Below are 21,925 nucleotides of genomic sequence, written 5' to 3' on the forward strand. Positions count from 1 at the left end.
TATTTTATCTGCTAGTAGATAATGTAGTAAGAGTATATATGTAAACTGCACAGAAAGTAATTTCCGTGCAGTTTTTTTATTTTTAAGTTTCTATCTTTTACGATTACTACCAAGAAAAAGCAGCTTGTTTTTATGTTGTCTTATTTTTGAAAATTTCTAAACTGCCCAGGAGTCAATCCTGTTTTTTGTTTAAAAAGACGGTTAAAATAAAAATCCGATTCAAAGCCCAATTCATAAGCAATTTCTTTTTGGTTTTTATTGGAGTTTAAAAGCAGTTCTTTGGACTTTTCGATTTTAAGTAACAAATAATATTGCAATGGCGATACGCCTGTTTGGGTTTTAAAATCAATTCTAAATTTGGAATAGCTAACGCCAAGTTCCGTTGCCATTTTTTCTAAATCAATAGATTGCTTAATGTTCTTGTACATCAAACTTTTGGCTTTTGAAATCATAGAGTTGAGGTCTTCAATGTTGTTACCTCCCTGTTTGATGTTGTAAAGCTCGGCCATTAGTTGGACGCAAATTCCAGAGGCTAGTCTTTGAAAACCAAAGGGTTCTTCGTCAAATAATTTGAAAAGCGTATTGAAATGATTTAAAACCGACTCAGTATTGCATTTTGAAAGAAGTGGTTCTTCAGCCGTGAAAAAGCCGTTGGCCAAAAATTGATTGGCGATTTCGCCCGAAAAACCTACCCAACGTTCTGTCCAGCCTGTCTTTTTTGAAGGTTTGTACCGGTGCCAAACTCTGGGAAATAATAAAAATACATCCCCATCCGAAATTCTTTTTTTACCTGTTTGCTCACTTTCAAATACCCCTTCTCCTTTGGTGATTAAAACCAAATGGAATTCGTCTAAAACGCGCCCTTTACTCCATTCGAATACATAATCGTCAGGATGGTCTTTTGAGGGATAGTCTTGATTGGGGCTAATTACAGTTCTGCCAAGGTTGTTGATAAAGAAACCCCATTTTTTATCTTGGTCAAAAACCATCAGGTATTTGCGGTATTTGTTTTTCATATCATTTTGTGCAATTAAAATATCAAATTGTCAATTTCAATTCCTGCATAAATTAGCGAATTTTACATTCCTGTTTGTTTGAAATAGTATAACAAATGTATTTAAATATAAGTTGTTAAGCTGTAAATATAAATTTATTTGTTCAAAAGGGTACTCTTTATTCTGAATATGCTTTTTTATTAAAAACCAAATCAAAAAATACAATTTTAAGTTTTGTAAAATGAAAAACCAATTTAAAAATCTTGTAATAAATAATGCTTTCCAATTGTTTCTGGCGGTATTATTAGTGTCTAGTAGTTGTTGTTTTGCCAATTCTACAGTGAAAGTCGTGGACTTGCGATGCGAGTATCGAACGAATCCTTTAGGGATTGATAATACCTTGCCTAGGTTGAGTTGGAAACTTCTAGAATCCCAACAGCTGAGAGGTCAAAAACAAACAGCCTATCAAATTGTTGTTTCGACTAGTATTCAAAACCTACATAAAAATATCGGCGATTTATGGGATTCTGGAAAAGTAGAAAGCAATCAATCCGTTAATACCATTTATAACGGAAAGCGATTAATTTCTGGTCAAGAATGTTTCTGGAAAGTCCGTATATGGGATGTGTCAGGTGTGCAGTCGAACTGGAGTGAAGATGCCAAATTCACGATGGGTTTGTTGAACAAAGAGGACTGGAAAGGCGAGTGGATTTTTAAGAAAGACCAAAAGAAAACCGACCACAATTGGTACCGCAAAAACATTAATTTATCAGAACAACCCAGTTCGGCCTATGTTTATTTGGGGTCTTTTGGTTACCATGAATTGTATGTAAACGGTCAAAAAGTGACCGATAATGTAATGAATCCTGTTTCGTCTTATATGAAAAAGCGAATTCCGTATTTGACGTATGATATTAGGAAGCATTTGAAAAAAGGGAAAAATGTCATTGCGGTTTGGCATGCCGCTGGTTGGGCTAGATGGGACCGCATTACCGAGTACAGAAATCCGCCTTTTGCATTCAAAGCTCAAGTAGAAATCCAACTGGGAACTACTCAATTAGCCCTTGGTACTGATGAAACATGGAAATGTAAAGTAAGTAACAGTCAGTATTATGGGGATTGGGATATTTTGCGTTTTGGTGGCGAAACCATTGATGACAGAAAAAAAGAAGATAACTGGAATGCGGCAGATTATGATGATAGTAATTGGTCTCAGGCGGGTATTTACAATGCCGAGGAACTAAATAAAAACATCCCCGAAAGGAATGAAAATGTTACGGTAAATGAGGATAAGGTTATTGGTCTAGAGCGATTCAAAAACAGAAGGTTTACTGAAATTACAGCCGAGTTAAGTGCTCAAATGGTGGAACCTCAAGTCAAGTTTGAAGAGGTTAACCCCATTGCAATTCAAAAAAATGCCGACGGTACCTATCGCATTGATATGGGACGCAATTATACTGGTTTTTTTGAAATGAAATTGTACAAAGGGGCTGTTGGCGATTCGATTTTGTTTGAGATTAGCGACCAAACCGAAAAAGTGATGAACTGGGAGCAAAAAAGCAAATACATTTACGGAAAATCGGGTGAAGGAAAATTTACCAACCGATTCAATGTCGCCGGTGGACGCTGGATTACCGTTTATGGTCTGAAATACGAACCCAAATTAGCCGATATTAAAGGTTTTGTGATTACCAATGACCGTAAACGCATTAGTTCATTTGAAAGTTCGAGTAAATTATTAAACCAGATTTACAAAACAAATTTGGATACCTACCTAGCCAATACCCTTGACGGAATATTAATGGATTGCCCACACCGCGAGCGAAGAGGTTGGGGTGAAGTGACCGTAGCAGCCATGTACGGTGATGCGCTACCTAATTTTGAAAGTGGTGCTTACATGGATCAGTATTTACAATACACGCGCGATTCACAATTTCCCGATGGTCAAATTCGTGGTGTTATTAATGAAAACGATCGTCCTTTTTTAATGTGGAAAGCCAATAGCCCTTTAACAGTTTGGGAAACCTACAGAATGTTGGGGGACAAAAAAGTATTAGAAGATAACTACGAGTCGATGAAAAAATGGATGACTTGGATGTATCAAAATTCTAATTATGAGTCGGGAGGTGCATTGATTACAGGGCCACAAGGAGCTAGAGATTTCCCTGGTTTAGGCGATTGGTGTACTCCAAAAGGAAATTTCTGGACCAGTAGCAACTCGCCCGAAGCGATTCATTTTAACAACTGTGTTTATGCCTTTATGCTAGATAATGCCGAGAAAATGGCTTTAGAATTAAACAAAACCGAAGAAGCAAAAATCTTTGCCAATCGTTTAAAAGTACAACGAGAAGCTACGCATAAAATGACGTATAATGCTGAAACAGGCCAATATGGCAATGGGCAACAAGTCAATCAAGCCTTTGCTTTGATTGCAGGCGTAACCCCCGAAGCCGAAAAGAAAAAAGTAACGGATGTTTTAGTAGATAATGTGTTGTACAAATTTCCGTATTACGACACGGGGAGTTCAGGACAAGGTATGTACACCCGTTATTTTACCGAGTATGGAGAGCGCATGGATTTGATTTATGAGTTGCTACAGGACAAGCATCATCCTAGTTATGGCTATTTTATAGCACAGGGCGAAACCGTTTGGCCAGAACGTTGGTCTTCGGTTGGTGTTAGTAAAATCCATACTTGTTATACAGGAATTGGCGGTTATTTTATCAAAGGTTTTGGTGGTATTCGTCCTAATCCTAAAAGTTTAGGCATGCAAAATATGATCATAAAACCAGCAGTTGTGGGTGATTTAACTTTTGCCAATACAGCATACGAATCCATGTATGGAAAAGTAATTGTCAATTGGACAAAGAAAAATAACACTGCCAATTTCCATATCGAAGTTCCTGTCAATTCTACCGCTCAGGTGTATGTACCAGCTGTTTCTAAAAATGGGGTGAAAGAAGGAAAAGTACTCGCAGAAAATGCCAAAGGAATTAGCTTTCTAGGTACCGAAAAAAATGATGCTGTTGGGAATTATGTCATCTATAATGTGTCATCTGGAATCTATGATTTTCAGGTGAGCGAATTGCCAAAAACCGTTTATCCAGAACCTATAGGGACTAATAAAAACCTGGCTTTACTAGGCAGAATGAACGCTTCATCGATGTTTATTGAAACAGAAAAGTTGCCTGGTTTCGAAGCTTTCAAAGCCAATGATGAAAACAACGAAACCAGCTGGCAGGCTAAAGACGCCAATAACCAGTATTTAGAAGTCGAATGGGTAAAACCACAAACCTTTAGCAAAGTAATCATCAATGAGTTAGGAACTACTATTGAAGGCTACAAAATTCAGTTTTGGAACGGAAAAGAATGGAAAGTTTTAGCAACAGGAAAAAGCTGTGGGCAAAACAAAGAACACAATTTTAAAACGGTAACTGCTACTAAGTGCAGAATTACAATTGATAAGGGACAAAAAGCGGTTTCAATAGCCGAGTTTAAAATTTATATGTAAAAAACACAAAGGTAAATGACCTAATTAATGAATCAGATCTAAATTATTATCTGCGAAAATCTGCCTAATCTGCGTGCTGATTTTTTGCACGCAGATTCGGCAGATTTATGCAGATTTTTTTCAAAATCTTTTGATAAACACATTTTAAAAAGAGTTAGATAGAATTTAAAGAAAGTGAAGACTTAATTTTGAACGTTTACTATTTCTCGGGTTACAGATCCACACAGATTAAAAAATATATAAAGTTGGTTTACACGAATTTGTATATTATTATCTGCGAAAATCTGTGTAAATCTGCGTGCTGATTTTTTGCACGCGGATTTACACAGATTTACACAGATTTTTTTCAAAATATTTTAATAAACATAGCTAAAGAAGAATTAGTTAGGGTTAGTACGGATTTTACTAATTAGATAAATAAAATCCTTAAAATCTTTTTAATCTGTGGCTTAAAAATAAATTTTGTTTCCTTGATAGCAGGTGAATGATTGCGTATTTAATAAAAATAATAAAATGATAAAAGTAGGATTGTTTGGTATCGGTTTGGATACCTATTGGCCACAGTTTGAGGGTTTGTTAGAACGTTTGGAAGGCTACCAAAACCAAATTGCCAATAAAATGGAAACCTTCGGAGCCGAGGTTGTGAATGTAGGATTAATCGATTCGCCAGAAAGAGCAAGAACAGCAGCTGAATTTTTGAAAAAAGAAGACGTGGGTATTGTATTTTTATATGTTTCGACTTATGCTTTGTCATCGACTGTTTTACCAGTGGTTCAAAAATTAAAATGCCCAATAGTGATTTTGAATATCCAACCAGTAGCTGCTATTGATTACGAAAAGTTCAATAAAATGGGCGATCGTGGTCTAATGACTGGCGAATGGCTAGCGCATTGCCAGGCCTGTTCTGTTCCAGAAATTGCCAATGTTTTTAACCGTTCCGGTTTGGACTATGAGTTTGTAACAGGATATTTAGGTGAACAATCGGTTTGGGATGAAATTCAAGATTGGCTTGAAGCTGCCAACGTAGCCGATGTGATGCACAATAACCGTCTCGGTGTTTTAGGGCATTATTACTGCGGGATGCTTGATGTTTATTCTGATTTAACCAAACAAGCCGCCGCTTTTGGTACACACATAGAGATTGTCGAAATGTGCGAACTCAAAAAACACAGAGACGAAGCAACAGAATTAGAAGTTCAAAATAAATTAGCCGAGTTCCAAAAAACATTTACAGTTGTTGCCGAATGCGAAGAAGCAGAATTAATTCGTGCCGCCAAAACCTCGGTTGCCTTAGACAAATTGGTACAAAATCACAATTTAGGTTCTTTGGCTTATTATTACGAAGGAGAATCGGGGAATGAATATGAAAATATTGTAACCTCAGTAATCGCTGGAAATACTTTGCTAACTGGGAAAAATATTCCAGTTGCAGGAGAATACGAAATTAAAAATGCCCAAGCCATGAAAATCATGGATGCCTTTGGTGTGGGTGGCTCTTTTTCGGAGTTTTATGCGATGGATTTTAACGATGATATTGTGATGCTTGGTCATGATGGTCCCGCTCATTTTGCCATTGCCGAAGGGAACGTACAACTAGTGCCACTTCCTGTTTACCACGGAAAACCTGGTAAAGGTCTTTCGATACAAATGACCGTAAAACACGGCCCCGTAACCTTACTCTCTGTGGTAGAAGGTAAAGATGAAGTCTTTTTATTAGTGGCAGAAGGTGAATCAGTTGCAGGTCCTGTGCTTCAAATAGGAAATACCAACAGCCGTTATCGTTTTTCAATTGGCGCACGTGCTTTTATGAACGAATGGTCTAAACAAGGGCCTTCGCATCATTGTGCCATTGGAGTTGGACATATTGCTAATAAAATTGACAAACTCGGTAATTTATTGAAATTAAAAGTGGTGCGAATTTGTTAATGTTTGTTTAGGGATGGATTTTTTTGGTTAATAACCAAGACAGTACAGGATAAAAATTATATAGCTAAGATTTAAGTTTATCAACAATAAAAATAAAGTTGTAAATGAATATTTGAAGCCTCATTCTTAATGTTGTTTCAAAATCATACAAAACTATTAATGCAATAGTTTCTACTTTTTACACACTTTTTTAAAATAAAAATCATGAAAATTTCCTCTATTGTATGCTTTGTATTAAGTATTCAGCTGTTTTTTGTAGGTTGTAAACCTCAAAAAACTGCTGTTGTTTCAGGAAAAAACATCCCTGAAACAAGTCTTGAAAAATTAAAAAAAGGGTTTTCATCACCAGAAATGCAATACCATCCCGAAACTTGGTTTCATTTTAACGGAAATAACATTAGCAAAGAAGGGATTACACTCGACTTAGTAGCAATAAAATATGCCGGTATTCAAGGAGTACATTTATTTAATAAAAACGGACAGGTATTTCCAGGGGTTAAACAAATCAAAGTATTATCACCAGAATGGGAAGATATGGTGCGTCATACGGCCGATGAATGCAAGCGTTTAGGCTTAAAATTTACGATGCAAAATTGCCCCGGCTGGTCCATGACAGGCGGTCCTTGGGTACCTGCCCAAGAGGCGCAAAGAGAAATTGTAGAAACGGTTTACCGATTAAAAGGTGGAGCGAAATTTAATGAAGTTTTATCAATTGATTCTTTGTATAAAACTCCAGATTATGATTATAAAGAGGTGCAGGTTCTGGCATTTCCAACTCCAGAAGGCGACGATACAGCCATACTCAATCCTTCAAAAGTAGAGACTAATAATACCATTGTACCTTGGGAAGATATTTTTAACCCTAATTCTAAAATCATTGTCACAGCCAAAACCACCATGCTTGACAAAGAATTGCCACAATACAGAGCCGAAGGGATTGCCAAAGTAGCTACAAAAAACAGTTGGGTAAAAACGATATTTAATAATCCCGTTACCTTTCGTTCTATAGAATTGCCTCCATTGCGGCATATTATAACGGATTCACAATACCCAAAAGTAGATGTTACCCTCAAAGTAGAAGCAGTTTTAGAAAATACTCTAACTCAGATTGCAGCGATTAAAATACCTGATGGTCACTGGAATGACAGACAAAAATATTTAACATTGGCTGTTCCTGAAACTACAGCAAAAGAATTTGTTTTCACTTTTGAAGGGACTCATGTTATTCAACCAGAATTTATTCATTTAACTTCAAAACCAAGGCTTCATAATCACGAAGCCAAAGCAGCCAAAACACTGCGTGGTATTAAAGAGGAAATGACCTATCATTATGCCGAAAACACCATTATTCCTGCGGATAAAATTTTGAATATTACTGATAAAATGTCCTCAGATGGTAAACTAACTTGGGATGTTCCAAACGGAAATTGGACAGTAGTACGTTTTGGTCATATCAATATGAGACTTACTAACAAACCTGCCATGCCAGAATCGACGGGTTGGGAATCGAGTAAATTAGATAAAATAGCCATTGAAAATCATTTGCGCAAGGGGATGATTGGCAAGATGATTCAGCCTGGTGGTCCCATTGGTGACGGAAAACTAAAAGGTTTATTGATTGATAGTTGGGAAAGTCACGTGCCTACTTGGACGATAAACTCTGAAAATATGTTTCAAGAGTTTGAAAAGCGTCGTGGGTATAGCATGAAAAAATATTTACCAACCACCATGGGATATATCGTTGAAAGCCCTGAGGTAACCACCAAGTTTTTACGGGATATACGCCAAACCATGGATGATGTGTATGTAGATAATTTTTTCAGCCATTTTGCAAAAATCGCCCATGAAATGGGAACAGAAGTATATACCGAAGGAGCAGGTGGTGAAGTCTTACCTATTGACCCTATGCGTTATTATGGTGTCAGTGATATACCCATGACGGAGTTTTGGTATCCTACTGCACCTTCGAAGCAAAATGAAAACGATAAACTAGTATTTTCTGCCACCTCTGCCATGCATTTGTATAACAAACCAAAATTAGCCGCAGAAGCCTGTACACAATTAAACGTAAAATGGAACGAACACCCTTTTGATGTCAAATACTTGATAGATTATAATTTTACAAAAGGGATTAACCATTTGGTTTTCCATACATTTTCACATACCCCACAAACCAATGTTACTCCTGGTTCAAGTTTTGGAGGAAATATCGGTTTTCCTTTGGTTAGAAAACAAACTTGGTGGAAGCACATGCCAGATTGGATTACTTATTTGGCACGTGACCAATATATGCTACAACAAGGCGAATATGTAGCCGATGTACTTTGGTATTATGGCGATGATTTTGTACGTCCGCCTTCTGATTTGGATTATTTTCCGAAAGGCTATCGTTTTGATTATTTGAATGAAGAAATTTTACAAACTAAATTATCGGTAAAAGACGGAAAAATCAATGTAAAAGAGGCAGGTGATTACCGAGTTATTTTACTTAGAGATTCTGATGAAATGTTGCTTTCAACGCTTCAAAAGTTAAAAGAATTAGTGCTTCAAGGAGCAGTGATTGTTGGGAATAAACCAATGGGGTCTCCCAGTTTGATGGATGATGAAAACGATTTGAAAACACTCAAATCCATTTCAGATGAATTATGGGGAACTGAAAATAGAGGGGTTAAAAAAGGGGGCTTGGGTAAGGTGTATTGGGGACAAACCCTTGATGAGGTTTTAAAAGCCGAAACCATTGCGCCTGATGTTGTAGTGCCTGAAGGTTTACCAATTCATTGGATTCACCGCCAAACCGCCGATGCGGATATTTATTTTGTGAGTACAACAAGCGATAAACCAGTTGATGTTTCGTTAAGTTTTAGAGTGACTAATACCCATCCTCAATTCTGGGATGCCTTTACAGGGGAACAACAAGATGCCTTGGTTTGGTCTAAGGATAAGGAAAGAATTAATGTGGCCTTATCTTTTAGTCCAAGTGGTAGTGCTATAGTGGTTTTTCCAAAAGGCGAAAAGAAATCGAGTTGTTCCAAAATTGTTTTTGAAAACCAAACGATTTTGAGTTCAGAAAAAGGATGGTATAGAATTCATAATAACAATAATTTAATAACTGTTTCAAAAACAGGAAATGACATACTAGCTTCAAAATCGGGTACTTATCAATTTTATGAAGGAGAAATAGTCAATTCAATTCAATTAAAGGTTGAAGAAACGACTCTTCAAAATAATTGGAAAGCTGCTTTTGAAAAAGGTTGGGGTACTCCCGAATCCATTCAAATACCAAAATTAGAATCATTATCAAACCACGAGAATAATGCAGTAAAACATTATTCAGGAACGATAACCTATACCAAAGATTTCAAGCTCGAAAGTATTGGTGAAAATTGTAGCATTGATTTAGGTGAAGTAGCCAACATTGCCGAACTATGGTGCAATGGACAAAAAGTAGGCACACGCTGGGCGCCACCTTTTACTTTTGATGTGAGTAAATTTATTAAAAAAGGAAACAATACACTAGAAGTCAAAGTGACTAATACCTGGAGAAATCAGTTGATTTTTGATAACACACGTTCAAAAGAAACTAAAAAAACTTGGACTACCAATCCTCCTAAAAAGGATGATACAAAATTGGATTCATCCGGTTTAATCGGGCCTGTTACACTAAAGACCTATTTCAATAAATGATTTTTTTTGAATAACAAACAGTCTTTTAAATTTTTTTAAAACATAAAAAGTAAAAAAAATACAAAATAGCGATAAAGCTGTTACTCTATATTAGATGAAAGCACAAATGATAACAGTAAGAAAAAAAATCAGCACTTCATTAATTTTGGTTTTAATGGTAACTATTGGCTATTCCAAAACCCCCAACTGGGGTAACGCACAATGGATGTGGCAAGAAGAGGCAGGACCAGCCAATACCTGGGTTGCTTTTCGTAAAACTTTTGATCTTAAAAATGTTCCTACTGAAGCTTTGGCACATTTAGCTGTAGATACCAAATATTGGCTGTGGGTAAATGGTAAAGCAGTTTTGTTTGAAGGTGGTTTGGCTCGTGGAGCGGCACCCAACACCAATTATTATGATGAGGTAGATTTAAAACCCTATTTAAAACAAGGTAAAAACACCATCGCTATTTTGGTTTGGTACTGGGGAAGAACACGAAAAGTTCATGACGATAGTGGCAAAGGCGGTCTCTTATTTCATGCCAATTTAGGAAATCAGATTATAGAATCAAATACAGACTGGAAGCTAAAATTGCATCCAGCTTACGACCCCAATAGCGGTGGCGGTGGCGATTCTGCCAATCGTGTAAATGCTTACAATGTAAAATTTGATGCACGTTTGGCTATGGGGGATTGGTCTGATAAGTCTTGGTACTCTCAAAATTATGATGATAGTAATTGGAGCAGTCCAAGCCTTAAAGGATTGGCAAACAGTTTACCGTGGGGGAATTTAGTAAAAAGAGCTATTCCGCAATGGAACGACAGAGGCTTAACTGATTATGAATCACTTAAAATTAGCTCCAAAACGGATAAGGTTAATATTAAATTACCTTATAAAAACAATACAGATACTACAGTAATCATCCATGCTAAACTTCCTTTCAACAAACAAATCACACCTTATCTTAAAGTGAATAGCACTGCGGGTAAAACCATTATTGCAAATACCGACAATCCATTTAATATGTTAAGTGGAACTTATATTACGAAAGATGGGGAGCAGGCCTTTGAAAGTTATTCTTGGATAAATGGTCATGTTGTAACCTACAGCATTCCGCCAGGTGTTGAGGTATTAGACTTAAAATACCGATGGACAGGTGTTGGAGAAATGACAGGTAATTTTGAATGTAATGATGATTATTTTACACGTCTTTGGTGGATGGCTCGTAATACCTTGTATATATGCGCCCGTGATGGCTATATGGATTGTCCTGATAGAGAACGTGGGTTATGGATAGGTGATGTAGCCGATCAAACAGGTGCCATTTTCTACACTTTGGATGGTGCTGGACGCCAATTGCTGAAGAAAGGAATTGACAATACGATTGCCTATCGCGCTGGTGATACGATTCAAGGGTTGGCACCCGGCTTTGGTGCTTACCGAGGAAAAAGTAGCGAACTGACCTGTCAAAGTTTACAATTTATTGATCAAGTAGTTTGGCAATATTACTACAATACTGGAGATAAAGAAACATTAGCAAATGCTTATCCTGCTATTTTTAACTATCTAAATCTTTGGAAAATGAAACCAAATGGTTTACCCGAACATCGCAAGGGCTATGCCAATTGGGTAGATTGGGGGGAAGATACAGACCCAACTCCAACGAACGTTTGTTGGTATTATATGTCGCTAAAAGCTGCCAAAAAAATGGCAATAGCATTGAAGCAAGATAAAGATATTGAATGGTATAGCAATCGAATAACAAGTATTGAAAAAAACTTCGCAAATGAGTATTGGCAAGGAACACATTATGGAACAAAAGGGAAACCAATAGAAGAGCGTACCACGTCTTTGGCTATTGTAAGTGGTTTGGCTGACAAAGCCCATTATGACAAATTAGTAGATTCTATTTTACTTCCTGTTCAAAAAGCAAGTCCTCACATGGAATGGCTTGCACAAGAGGCTATTATGTTGACAGGTCAATATGATAAGGGCTTGTTGCGAATGAAACAGCGTTATGAATCTCAAGTAAATAATAAAGAACTAACAACGCTTTATGAAAAATTTGACGATAAAAAACCTGGTACCCCTAACCATGCGTGGAATGCTCCTAATTATGTACTCTCTAGATATATTGCAGGAATAAAGGCAACTGATGTTGCTTGGAAATCCTTTGAAGTAAAACCAAATCTAGCGCATCTAACTTATGTAAAGCAAATTGTTCCTTCTGTAAAAGGAGATATTTCTGTTGAAGTCAATAAAACAAAAGATAGGTATTCTATTCATTTAAGTTCTCCCAAAGAAACAACAGCAACCATTTATGTACCTAAATCAGGTAAAAAGATTAGCAAGATTTTAGTAAACGGAAAAAATGTTTGGAAGGGGGGTAAGAAATTCAAACAATTGGATGGTTTTGAATATGTAAGTCAAGATTCAAATGATATCATGTTTAAAGTTGTTCCTGGCAAATGGTTAGTGGTTGCTCAATACCAATAATAGGGTACCCTCTTTTGGAATAGATAAGCCTAGAGGCCTTATTCTTTATTTTTCATTCAAAAAAAACAGATTAGATAAACGTATTGTATAACTAAAAAAAGTCAATTTATGAGAATTTTTATTTTTTTTCTAATGAGTATCAGTACAATGGTACAGGCTATGGAAATCAAAAATCTAAAATGCGAAGGACAAACAAATCCTGTAGGAATTACCAAAACGCATCCCAGTTTTAGCTGGACATTTGTAGGAGATAAAACAAGTCCAGAACAAGGAGGTTTTCGGATTATGATGGCCACCAGTATTGAGAAATTAAAGTATCCTGATATTTGGGATACGGGGCCAACAAGCAATGCAGGTACAGGACCTTATAAATATTTGGGTGAACCCCTAAAATCAGGACAAAAAGTTTATTGGATGGTGACTGTTTGGGGTAATAATCGCGGGGTGTTACACAGTGAACCTTCTTGGTTTGTGATGGGTGATATTAAAAACCCTGAAAAAACTTTTGTACCACCCGTTTTTGAACAAAAAAAAGGGGTAGTAAAAATCACTTTAAACCCAAAAGATAAGGGTCGGGTTTTTGAAGGAATTGGAGGCGTTAGTGCGGGTGCTTCTACTGATTTATTGTACGATTATAAAGATCCTTACCGAAGTCAAATTTTAGATTTGTTGTTTAAACCCAAGTTTGGGGCTGGTTTTCAGCATCTAAAAGTAGAAATGGGTGGTGGCGAAAATTCCACTTGTGGGTCTGAACCCTCGCATGCTATTACTAGAGAAGAATTAAAAAATCCAGTGTCTAGAGGGTATGAATTTTGGCTGATGCGCGAAGCTAAAAACCGAAATCGAGACTTGATTTTAGAATACCTGCCTTGGAGTTTTCCAGGCTATCTGAAACCGAATATTTACACCAAAGAATCTGCTGAATATTTCGTTTCATTTATGGATGTGGCAAAACGCGATTGGAATTTGGATATCGACTGGGTAGCAGCGGCCGAAAACGAGAACTATACGGATCGCGATTGGTTGGTCAATGAAGTGCGCCCCCTATTGGATGCCCGAGGCTACAAAAAAGTGAAAATTCAAGGACCAGATGATAATAGCGGCGATTGGCAAATTTTTGAAGCTTTTGAAAAGGATCCCGAATTCGATAAGGTGGTAGAAGCCTCAGGATATCACTATATAACGGGACGTGAGTTCAATGAAAATATGGTGGATGGTAGAGGTCGTCCTACAACTGACAAGGCCAAAGCATCGGGAAAACCGCTTTGGGCTAGTGAAGATTGGAGCTGGACAGGTAAAGACTGGGGTGGAGCCGGGGCACTCAATCTAGCACGTTTATACAACAAGTTTTATATTCGAGATAAAATTACCAAAACCCTCATTTGGGCTCCTATTGGCTCGATATATGAATCGGTTACTTGGGATAAGGCAGGAGCTATGAAAGCTAACAGTCCTTGGAGTGGTTATTATGAAGTATGGCCTACTATTTGGGCAACAGCGCACACCACACAATTTGCAGAACCTAACAAATGGCAGTATTTAGACAAAGCTTGTGGCTTGTTTGATGCTGCAACTTACAAAGGAAGTTGTGTTAGTTTAAAAGAAATAAACAGCGATAATTGGAGTATGATTATTTGTACTGAGAAGGCTGAGACCTTAGAAGTTAAGATTGAAAAAGGCTTGTCGGATAAAACGGTTACAGTTTGGAAATCAGATGAAAATAATCAGTTTGTTCAGCAAAAAAGCATTAGTCCTAAAAATGGAAAGTTTGTAATAAATCTTGACGCTAAGAGCATCTATTCATTGACATCCACTACAGGTCAACAAAAAGGGCATTATACAATTCCTAATGAAACGGCTTTTCCTTTTCCTTATAGTGAAGATTATGAAGATAGAAAAGCAGGGGATTTACCTAAATACCATTCAGACCAGACAGGGAGTTTTGAAATTGCCAAAAAAGAAGATGGAACAAATTGTTTGAAACAAATCAATCCAGAACAAGGGTACGACTGGATGCGTGTGTATCGTCAGTCGAATATTAAACCCAATACTTTAGTGGGAGACATCAACTGGAAGGATTTTACCTGTAGCGTAGATGTATTCATCGATGGTGGTGATGTTGAATTAGGAGGAAGAGTACAAGGCAGTTATTTAAAAGGACATCGTTTGATGCTTGAAAAAACTGGAAACTGGAAACTGGTTTTCGATAAAACAATTTTGGCTTCGGGGACTATTAAGAATTTTGACGGAAGTATTTGGCACCATCTAAAACTTAGTTTTAAAGAAAAAGAGATTAAAGCATTTGTTGATGGGGTATTGTTAACCGAACTAACCCACAATACAGGCAATGGATATGTTTTATTGGGAAGTTCCTATAACCATAATCTTTTTGACAATCTTAAAGTTTTCAAAGAATAATTTTAAGAATTAAAGAGTAAAATTTAAAGAACTATGAAGGTTCTTGAAATAAGGATAGAAAAACCAAATCCTCTAATTAAAGTAGATAGTATAATGAATCAAAAAGGTTTTCTAAAAACACTAATAATATTACAAAACAAAACTGTTTTTATAAGCTTGCTATTGTGTTTGTTCTTCTCAAAAGGGATAGCGCAAAACACAACGCTGGAACAAAATTTCCAAAATCCTCCTGCCTCGGCAAAAGCCAGAACCATCTGGTTTTGGATTAATGGAAATGTAAGTAGAGCAGGTATCACCGCCGATTTGGAGGCGATGAAAAAGAATGGGATTCAAGGTGCTATTCTGTTTAATGTGAGTTTGGGAAATCCCAAAGGCGTGGTGTCTTATTTAAGTCCAGACTGGTTAGAACTCTTTCATTTCGCTGCTTTAGAAGCCAAACGGTTAGGATTGGAATTGGGCTTTCACAATGGCGCTGGTTGGTCGTCTTCGGGCGGTCCTGCCATTACTCCTGAATTTGCCATGCAAAAACTGGTGTATTCTAAAACCATCCATCAAGGAAATAAAGTTTTTCAAGGGAAACTGCCTCAACCCGAAACCAAATTAGACTATTACAAAGACATCGCCATACTCGCTTTTCCAAATCCCAAAAGCAACCAACGCATCGATGAATTGGATATAAAAACCCTTTCGGACAAAGTGCGCAGTCATTTAGCTCCTGATGCTAAACCGATTTCGGATTTGGCCATCGTAAAAAAATCAGAAATAATAGATTTAACGTCTAAACTGGCAACTGATGGTTCTTTAAACTGGAAAGCACCCGCAGGAGATTGGGTGATTTTGCGTATTGGACATACACCCACGGGCGAGATGAATCGTTTTGCCAGTGATGGTGGTCGTGGTTTAGAATGTGACAAAATGAGCACGGAGGCCGTTGATTTATTTTGGAATGGAAATATAATGCCCATCCTCAACAAATTGGACGGTCTAGTAGGAACAGTGGTAAACAGATGCCATATTGATAGTTATGAAGTGGGGACAACCAACTGGACTAAAAATTTTGCTGCCGAATTCAAAAGACTGCGTTCCTATGATTGTCATTTGTATTTGCCTACGCTGGCGGGGTATTATGTAGAAAGTGGCGAAGAATCCGAACGTTTTCTTTGGGACTTTCGACGTACCATTGGTGATTTAATGGCTAAAAAGTATTATGGACGCATGGCCGAACTTAGCCATCAACACGGCATGCTCATTTCAACTGAACCGTATTGGGGCCCTTTTGATAATATGCAAGTGGGCGAAACGGCCGATTTGGTGATGTCTGAATTTTGGAGTGGCTATTTAGCTTTTTTCGATTCGCCTAAGTTTGTCGCTTCGATAGCCAAATTAAATGGCAACAATATTGCCGAAGCCGAAGCTTTTACTGATACGGGCGGTTGGCAAAGGCATCCGGGTGCATTGAAAAAGATGGGCGACTTGGCTTGGGCGCAAGGCATCAATCGTTTTGTGATTCATTGTTATGTGCACCAACCTTGGAATCTGGGGCCGGGCTTGACTTTACAAAGTTTCGGAATTGATTTTAACAGATTGAATACTTGGTGGAACCAAGGAAAATCCTTTTTAGACTATATCGGTCGTGGCCAGTTTTTGCTGCAACAAGGCAAATCGGTAGCCGATTTGTTGGTGTTTACAGGAGAAGCCTCGCCAAATGACGCCTTATTGATGCCCGAAATAAAAGCTTTAGGCTATGATTACGATGTGATAGGTTCTAATAAAATAAGCAGTTTATCGGTAAAAGAGGGATTGATTTGTACCGCAGTTGGCGACAAATACCAAGCGTTGGTGCTTCCTGACACGCCTTGGATGACACCAGAAATACTGAAAAAATTAGAAGAATTGGCCAAAGGAGGTGCTGTTATTTTGGGTACAAAACCCAAAAAATCGCCTAGCCTTCAAAATTTTCCTAACTGCGATAATCAACTGACTCAAATAGCTGATGCCTTATGGGATAACGGACTCATACAAGATAGTTCAATCGTTAAAAGCTTACAAAAAGGGACGTTACCACCTGATTTTTCTGTTGTAAATGGAAGCAATAAAGTTTTAGAATACATCCACCGAAAAACAGCCAACACCGATATTTATTTTGTGGTCAATAAGCTAAATGAAAGTCAAACGATAAACTGTCGTTTTAGAGTAACAGGCAAGCAACCTGAATTTTGGAATGCCGAAACAGGCGCCATTACCAAGGCAGCCATTTGGCAGGATAATCAAGATGGGACGACTACTGTGGCTATTCCGTTTGCTTCAGAAGCAGCTGTTTTTGTTGTTTTTAGAAACTCAATAGATACAGGAAATCATCTTTTAAGTGCCTCTGTAGAAGTTCAAAAAAACAGGAGTACCCCACTTTCCAACTTAAAAATCATCAAAGCCGAATATGGTATTTTCTTGCCTGATGGTGTGGTTGATGTAACAGCAGTAGTGGCCAAAAGTATTCAAAACAATCAATTGAAAGTACAGGCAACTAGAGACCTCTGCGGCGGTGACCCTGCTCCGGGCTACAAAAAAGAATTGCGCCTTCAATACAAAGTAGGAAATGCAATTCTCGAAAAAAATGCGATGGAAAGAGAGTGGCTGGAAATTGCTGCGCCTGAGAATGGAAAATTAGAAATTCTAAAAGCAATTTTCGGAAAATTTGAACGAGGAATTGAAGGACTTCCTGCAAATAATCAGCTGTATGATGTTACGGAAAAGGTTAAAAAAATGGTGGGCTCAGGAGTGTATGAAATTCCAGTAAATGAAAGCTTTCTTGAAGGAAATGAAATCCTGACCAAAAAATCCATGCGCTTGGAGTATGCTATCAATGATGAGGTGAAGACTATGACGGTTTCTGATGGAGGTCTGCTCAAATTGACCGAGGCAACAGCAGAACCTAAATTGATTTATAACCAAGAAAAATTAAATTGGGTCACCCCTTGGGCTGGGAAATTGAAGTACCAAACTACTACGGGTAAAACCAAAACTCTAAAGGTAAAATCAGTTCCTGAAGCTATTGAATTAAAAGGGGCTTGGGAGGTAAGTTTTCCGATGAAGAATGAAACGGTTTTAAAGGAAACCTTCAACAATTTAACATCTTGGACAACTTCAGTTAACGATGATATTCGTTATTTTTCGGGTACGGCCAGTTATAAAAAGCAGTTTGATATTGCAGCGCATTTGTTAAAAGAGGAGTATTCGTTACAATTAGATTTGGGAACTGTAAAGGAAATTGCTGAAGTTTTTGTGAATGGCAAAAATCTGGGCGTTTACTGGAAAGCGCCGTTTAGTATTGATATCAATAAGTTAGTGGTAGCTGGAAATAATACATTAGAAATAAAAATTACCAATCTTTGGCCCAACCGTTTGATTGGCGATGAACAACTGCCTTTGGATTACGAACGAAAAGGGCCTAATGTTTCCAATTGGCCCGATTGGCTTTTGAACAATAGCCCACGTCCCACAGACCGTTCTACTTTTGCAGCTTTTAAACATTGGCATAAAGATTCAAAACTGCTGCCATCGGGTTTGCTAGGCCCTGTTAAAATTATAGTTTCAAAAGTGGCAGTGCTGAAATAGGCTCAATTAAAATGGAAATGCTTTAAAACGGCATCCATACAGTACAGGACAGTATTTTTAAAAGTTTGAAATATATTTGATTCTTGGCATTTTTTCTGGGTAGTGGTGTCGTCGCTACCCATAAATTATGTTTCAAACAGAATTAAGATTTTAATGAAAAAACTTTTATATGAAGCATATACTTTCTATAACCCTTTTGTCGATTGGTTTGTTTGCATTTGCGCAGCCCAAAAAGAAGATGCCCAACATTCTTTTCATTGCAGTCGATGATTTGCGTCCGGAACTGAATTGTTATGGGGCAAGCCAAATCAAATCGCCTAATCTGGATAAGTTGGCCGCTGATGGCTTGGTGTTTAATAGAGCCTATTGCAATATTCCCGTTTGTGGTGCTTCAAGAGCAAGTCTTTTGTCGGGTACCAGACCTACTCGTTACCGTTTTATTGATGCTTATACCGAAAAAGACAAAGACAATCCCGATGCGATGTCACTGCCTTTATTATTGAAGAATAATGGTTATACCACCATTTCTAACGGAAAAATTTACCACCATCAAAAAGATGACAACAAAGCTTGGGACAGCCGATGGTTTCCAAAAGGAAATATTCGTAATTATCAATTAGCAGAAAATATTGAAAAAAATGCCCAAGCCAATCTTTCAGAAGCGGGAGGGGTTGCCTTTGAAAATGCAAATGTGAACGATACTGCTTATTTTGACGGCAAAATTGCTCAAAAAGGAATGGCAGATTTGCGCAAATTGAAAGGTCAAAATAAACCATTCTTTCTGGCACTTGGTTTTATGAAACCTCATTTACCATTTAATGCACCTAAAAAATATTGGGATTTGTATGATAGAAATACAATTCAACTTCCAGCAAATTATATGCAACCTGAAACAACTCCAAAAGTAGCTTTTCATAATTATGGCGAATTGCGTCAATACGATGGCATTCCAAAGAAAGGAGACTTGCAAGATGAAATGGCCAAAGAATTGATTCACGGTTATTATGCTTGCGTGAGTTATGTCGATGCACAAATTGGTTTGGTTCTAGACGAGTTGAAACGTTTGGATTTAGAAGAAGATACGATAGTGATTTTATGGGGAGACCACGGTTGGAATCTAGGAGAGCACAAATTGTGGTGCAAGCATTCAACTTTCGAAAAAGCACTTAAAACGCCCTTAATTATCAAAGTACCAGGAAAAACAAAAGGGACTGTAAGCAATGATATTGTAGAATATATAGATGTCTATCCCTCATTGGTAGAACTAGCAGGTTTGAAAAACCCTACTACTGTGGAAGGCAAAAGCTTTGTACCTATTATCAACGGAAAGAAAAGCGATAAAAATTGGGCAGTAAGTAAGTTTAAAGATGCCGTAACCTTGATAAAAGACGATTTGTTTTATACCGAATGGACAGATGACCAAGGTAAGGCGTATGCCCGCATGCTTTTTGACCACAAAACCGACCCCTTAGAACTGGATAATTTGGCTGAAAAACCAGTTTATCAAAACACAGTAAAGGAATTAGCCGCTGAATTAAGAGCAAAATGGGGTAAGGATTTTTTAAAAAAGAATTAATTGCCATCTAAATGTCAGTCTGTCCCGAAGTTTCGGGAGTCGAAGACTTCAACAACCTCAATAAGCTAAAATTTTATAAATAGTTATAAATGAAAAAAACGAAACGCTTTGCTTTACTACTAATTTCCTTGTTTTCATTTTCAGGAAATGCTCAAAGTCAACAAAAATCAAAACCCAATATTGTATTGATTTTTGCAGATGATTTAGGTTGGACTGATGTAAGCACAGGTAATACGAATTTCAATAATGGTTCTAAAATCTATCAAACTCCTCAAATCGCTCAATTAGCCTCCGAAGGAATGTCTTTTACAAATGCCTACACCAATCAAAACTGTGCGCCTTCTCGTGCGGCCTTGATAAGCGGTCAGTATGCTACTGGGGTTGACAACGGAGTGTACAATGTTGGTTCGCTTTATAGACCCGACAAGCGTACCAAAGGTTTTCCTAATTTACCTATTAAGCCGCACGAACAACAAAATGTTATAGCTGATGTAGGTACTAGTATATTTGATGTGCTAAAAAACCAGGGCTATACTACTGCTTTAATAGGCAAAAGTCATGGTACACCACACCCGCTGAAAGCAGGTTACGGCATTGATTTACCTGCCGATATTCACCATGAAATTAAGGTCATGGTAAACGGAAAAAAAACAGAATCCTCTTATTTGGCTTTAAAATCAGATAAGAATGGATGGACGTTCGATTCAGAATTTGTTGATAAATATGCTAATCCGTATAATCAAGAATATATTGACAAAACTTTATCGCCCTACAAAAACAATAGTGAACAATCGGTTTTAATGGGTACCCCCAAACACCTGACCGATGCCATTGGTGATTATGCCGTAGATTATATCAAAGAGAAAGCAAGGGGCGAAAATCCATTTTTTCTGTACGTACCTTTTCATGCTGTGCATTCTGATGTGGTAGGTCGCAAAGATTTGACAGAGAAATATTTAAAAAAAGGATTAAGTCCTCGATTGGCCGAATATGGTTCGTTGATAGAACTTTTGGACCAAAACGTGGGTAAAATAAATAAAGCCTTAAAAGACCCTAACGGAGACGGCGATTTATCAGATGATATTACCAACAATACGATATTTATTTTTTATTCGGATAACGGAGGTTTGGTAGATAATGTCCCTCTTAAAGGAAAAAAAGGAAGTCTGGACGAAGGAGGAATTAGAGTGCCGCTTATTTTTAGGTATCCAGGGGTAATCAAACAAAATAGTATTTCCAATCAAGCGGTTCATTGTATAGACTTTATACCTACACTGGCCGATATGGCAGGGGCTTCGGTTACGTCTATGAAAAAAAATAATGGCGAAAAAGCCGTTTATGATGGTGCCTCTTTTGCATCTATTTTAAAAGGAAACAAAAAATGTATAGACCGAGAAAACTTGTTTTGGCATCTCCCAGGCTATATGGATGAACGATTTAGACCCACCACACTCATTCAAAAACGCATTGGTAAAACCTATTATAAACTGTTTTATTATTATGAAACAGAAGAGTTCACCCTATACAATTTGAATAAAGATTTAGAAGAAAATAATAATCTTTTGAAAAATCCATCTGCAAAAGATATGAAGATTGCCTTAAAAATGAATGCGGATATGGTCGCTTGGTTAAAAGCAAATAAAGCGCCTACGGGAACTTTTGTAAAAGATGGAGCAGCAGTACTTTACCCAAAAGCAGATGGAGTTAACAAATACAATCAATAATTA

General features: G+C 37.4%; 9 protein-coding genes. 8 read left to right on the forward strand and 1 reads right to left on the reverse strand.

Annotated features, from left to right (window positions below; all coding sequences use genetic code 11):
• Positions 1-140: 140 nt before the first annotated feature.
• A complete protein-coding gene (locus tag SLW70_RS09180) occupies positions 141-1,016 on the reverse strand; it encodes an AraC family transcriptional regulator (protein ID WP_320888016.1) in 876 nt (291 codons plus the stop codon).
• Between the two features lie 220 nt (positions 1,017-1,236).
• Here SLW70_RS09180 and SLW70_RS09185 point away from each other — a divergent pair, with 220 nt between their 5' ends.
• From SLW70_RS09185 to SLW70_RS09220, 8 genes are all read left to right on the forward strand, one after another.
• Positions 1,237-4,506: a family 78 glycoside hydrolase catalytic domain gene (locus SLW70_RS09185; RefSeq protein ID WP_320888017.1), complete on the forward strand. Its 3,270-nt coding sequence runs from the start codon at positions 1,237-1,239 to the stop codon at positions 4,504-4,506.
• A gap of 513 nt (positions 4,507-5,019) precedes the next feature.
• The gene (locus tag SLW70_RS09190) at positions 5,020-6,432 is read left to right on the forward strand and encodes an L-fucose/L-arabinose isomerase family protein (protein ID WP_320888018.1); all 1,413 of its coding nucleotides are present in this window, start codon (positions 5,020-5,022) and stop codon (positions 6,430-6,432) included.
• Between the two features lie 204 nt (positions 6,433-6,636).
• Complete coding sequence (locus tag SLW70_RS09195) at positions 6,637-10,116, forward strand: glycosyl hydrolase (protein ID WP_320888019.1); 3,480 nt, start codon at positions 6,637-6,639, stop codon at positions 10,114-10,116.
• Positions 10,117-10,222: 106 nt separating this feature from the next.
• Positions 10,223-12,592, forward strand: a complete 2,370-nt coding sequence (locus SLW70_RS09200) for an alpha-L-rhamnosidase C-terminal domain-containing protein (protein WP_320888020.1) — start codon at positions 10,223-10,225, stop codon at positions 12,590-12,592.
• A 108-nt stretch (positions 12,593-12,700) separates the two neighbouring features.
• Positions 12,701-15,010, forward strand: a complete 2,310-nt coding sequence (locus tag SLW70_RS09205; protein ID WP_320888021.1) for a hypothetical protein — start codon at positions 12,701-12,703, stop codon at positions 15,008-15,010.
• A gap of 33 nt (positions 15,011-15,043) precedes the next feature.
• Positions 15,044-18,622, forward strand: coding sequence for a glycosyl hydrolase (locus SLW70_RS09210; protein WP_320888022.1), 3,579 nt, complete (start codon positions 15,044-15,046; stop codon positions 18,620-18,622).
• A 169-nt stretch (positions 18,623-18,791) separates the two neighbouring features.
• Positions 18,792-20,198, forward strand: coding sequence for a sulfatase (locus SLW70_RS09215; RefSeq protein ID WP_320888023.1), 1,407 nt, complete (start codon positions 18,792-18,794; stop codon positions 20,196-20,198).
• A gap of 89 nt (positions 20,199-20,287) precedes the next feature.
• On the forward strand, positions 20,288-21,922 hold the full coding sequence (locus SLW70_RS09220; protein ID WP_320888024.1) for a sulfatase-like hydrolase/transferase: 1,635 nt from the start codon (positions 20,288-20,290) through the stop codon (positions 21,920-21,922).
• Positions 21,923-21,925 lie beyond the last annotated feature (3 nt).

Origin of the sequence: Flavobacterium sp. NG2 (assembly GCF_034119845.1) — a bacterium.
Classification (GTDB): domain Bacteria; phylum Bacteroidota; class Bacteroidia; order Flavobacteriales; family Flavobacteriaceae; genus Flavobacterium.

Bases quoted from the DNA above. Each gene is read 5' to 3' on its own strand.
- SLW70_RS09205 (WP_320888021.1), top strand. From the start codon at position 12,701: ATGAGAATTTTTATTTTTTTTCTAATGAGTATCAGTACAATGGTACAG.
- SLW70_RS09215 (WP_320888023.1), top strand. From the start codon at position 18,792: ATGAAGCATATACTTTCTATAACCCTTTTGTCGATTGGTTTGTTTGCA.
- SLW70_RS09220 (WP_320888024.1), top strand. From the start codon at position 20,288: ATGAAAAAAACGAAACGCTTTGCTTTACTACTAATTTCCTTGTTTTCA.
- SLW70_RS09210 (WP_320888022.1), top strand. From the start codon at position 15,044: ATGAAGGTTCTTGAAATAAGGATAGAAAAACCAAATCCTCTAATTAAA.
- SLW70_RS09190 (WP_320888018.1), top strand. From the start codon at position 5,020: ATGATAAAAGTAGGATTGTTTGGTATCGGTTTGGATACCTATTGGCCA.
- SLW70_RS09200 (WP_320888020.1), top strand. From the start codon at position 10,223: ATGATAACAGTAAGAAAAAAAATCAGCACTTCATTAATTTTGGTTTTA.
- SLW70_RS09185 (WP_320888017.1), top strand. From the start codon at position 1,237: ATGAAAAACCAATTTAAAAATCTTGTAATAAATAATGCTTTCCAATTG.
- SLW70_RS09180 (WP_320888016.1), bottom strand. From the start codon at position 1,016: ATGAAAAACAAATACCGCAAATACCTGATGGTTTTTGACCAAGATAAA.
- SLW70_RS09195 (WP_320888019.1), top strand. From the start codon at position 6,637: ATGAAAATTTCCTCTATTGTATGCTTTGTATTAAGTATTCAGCTGTTT.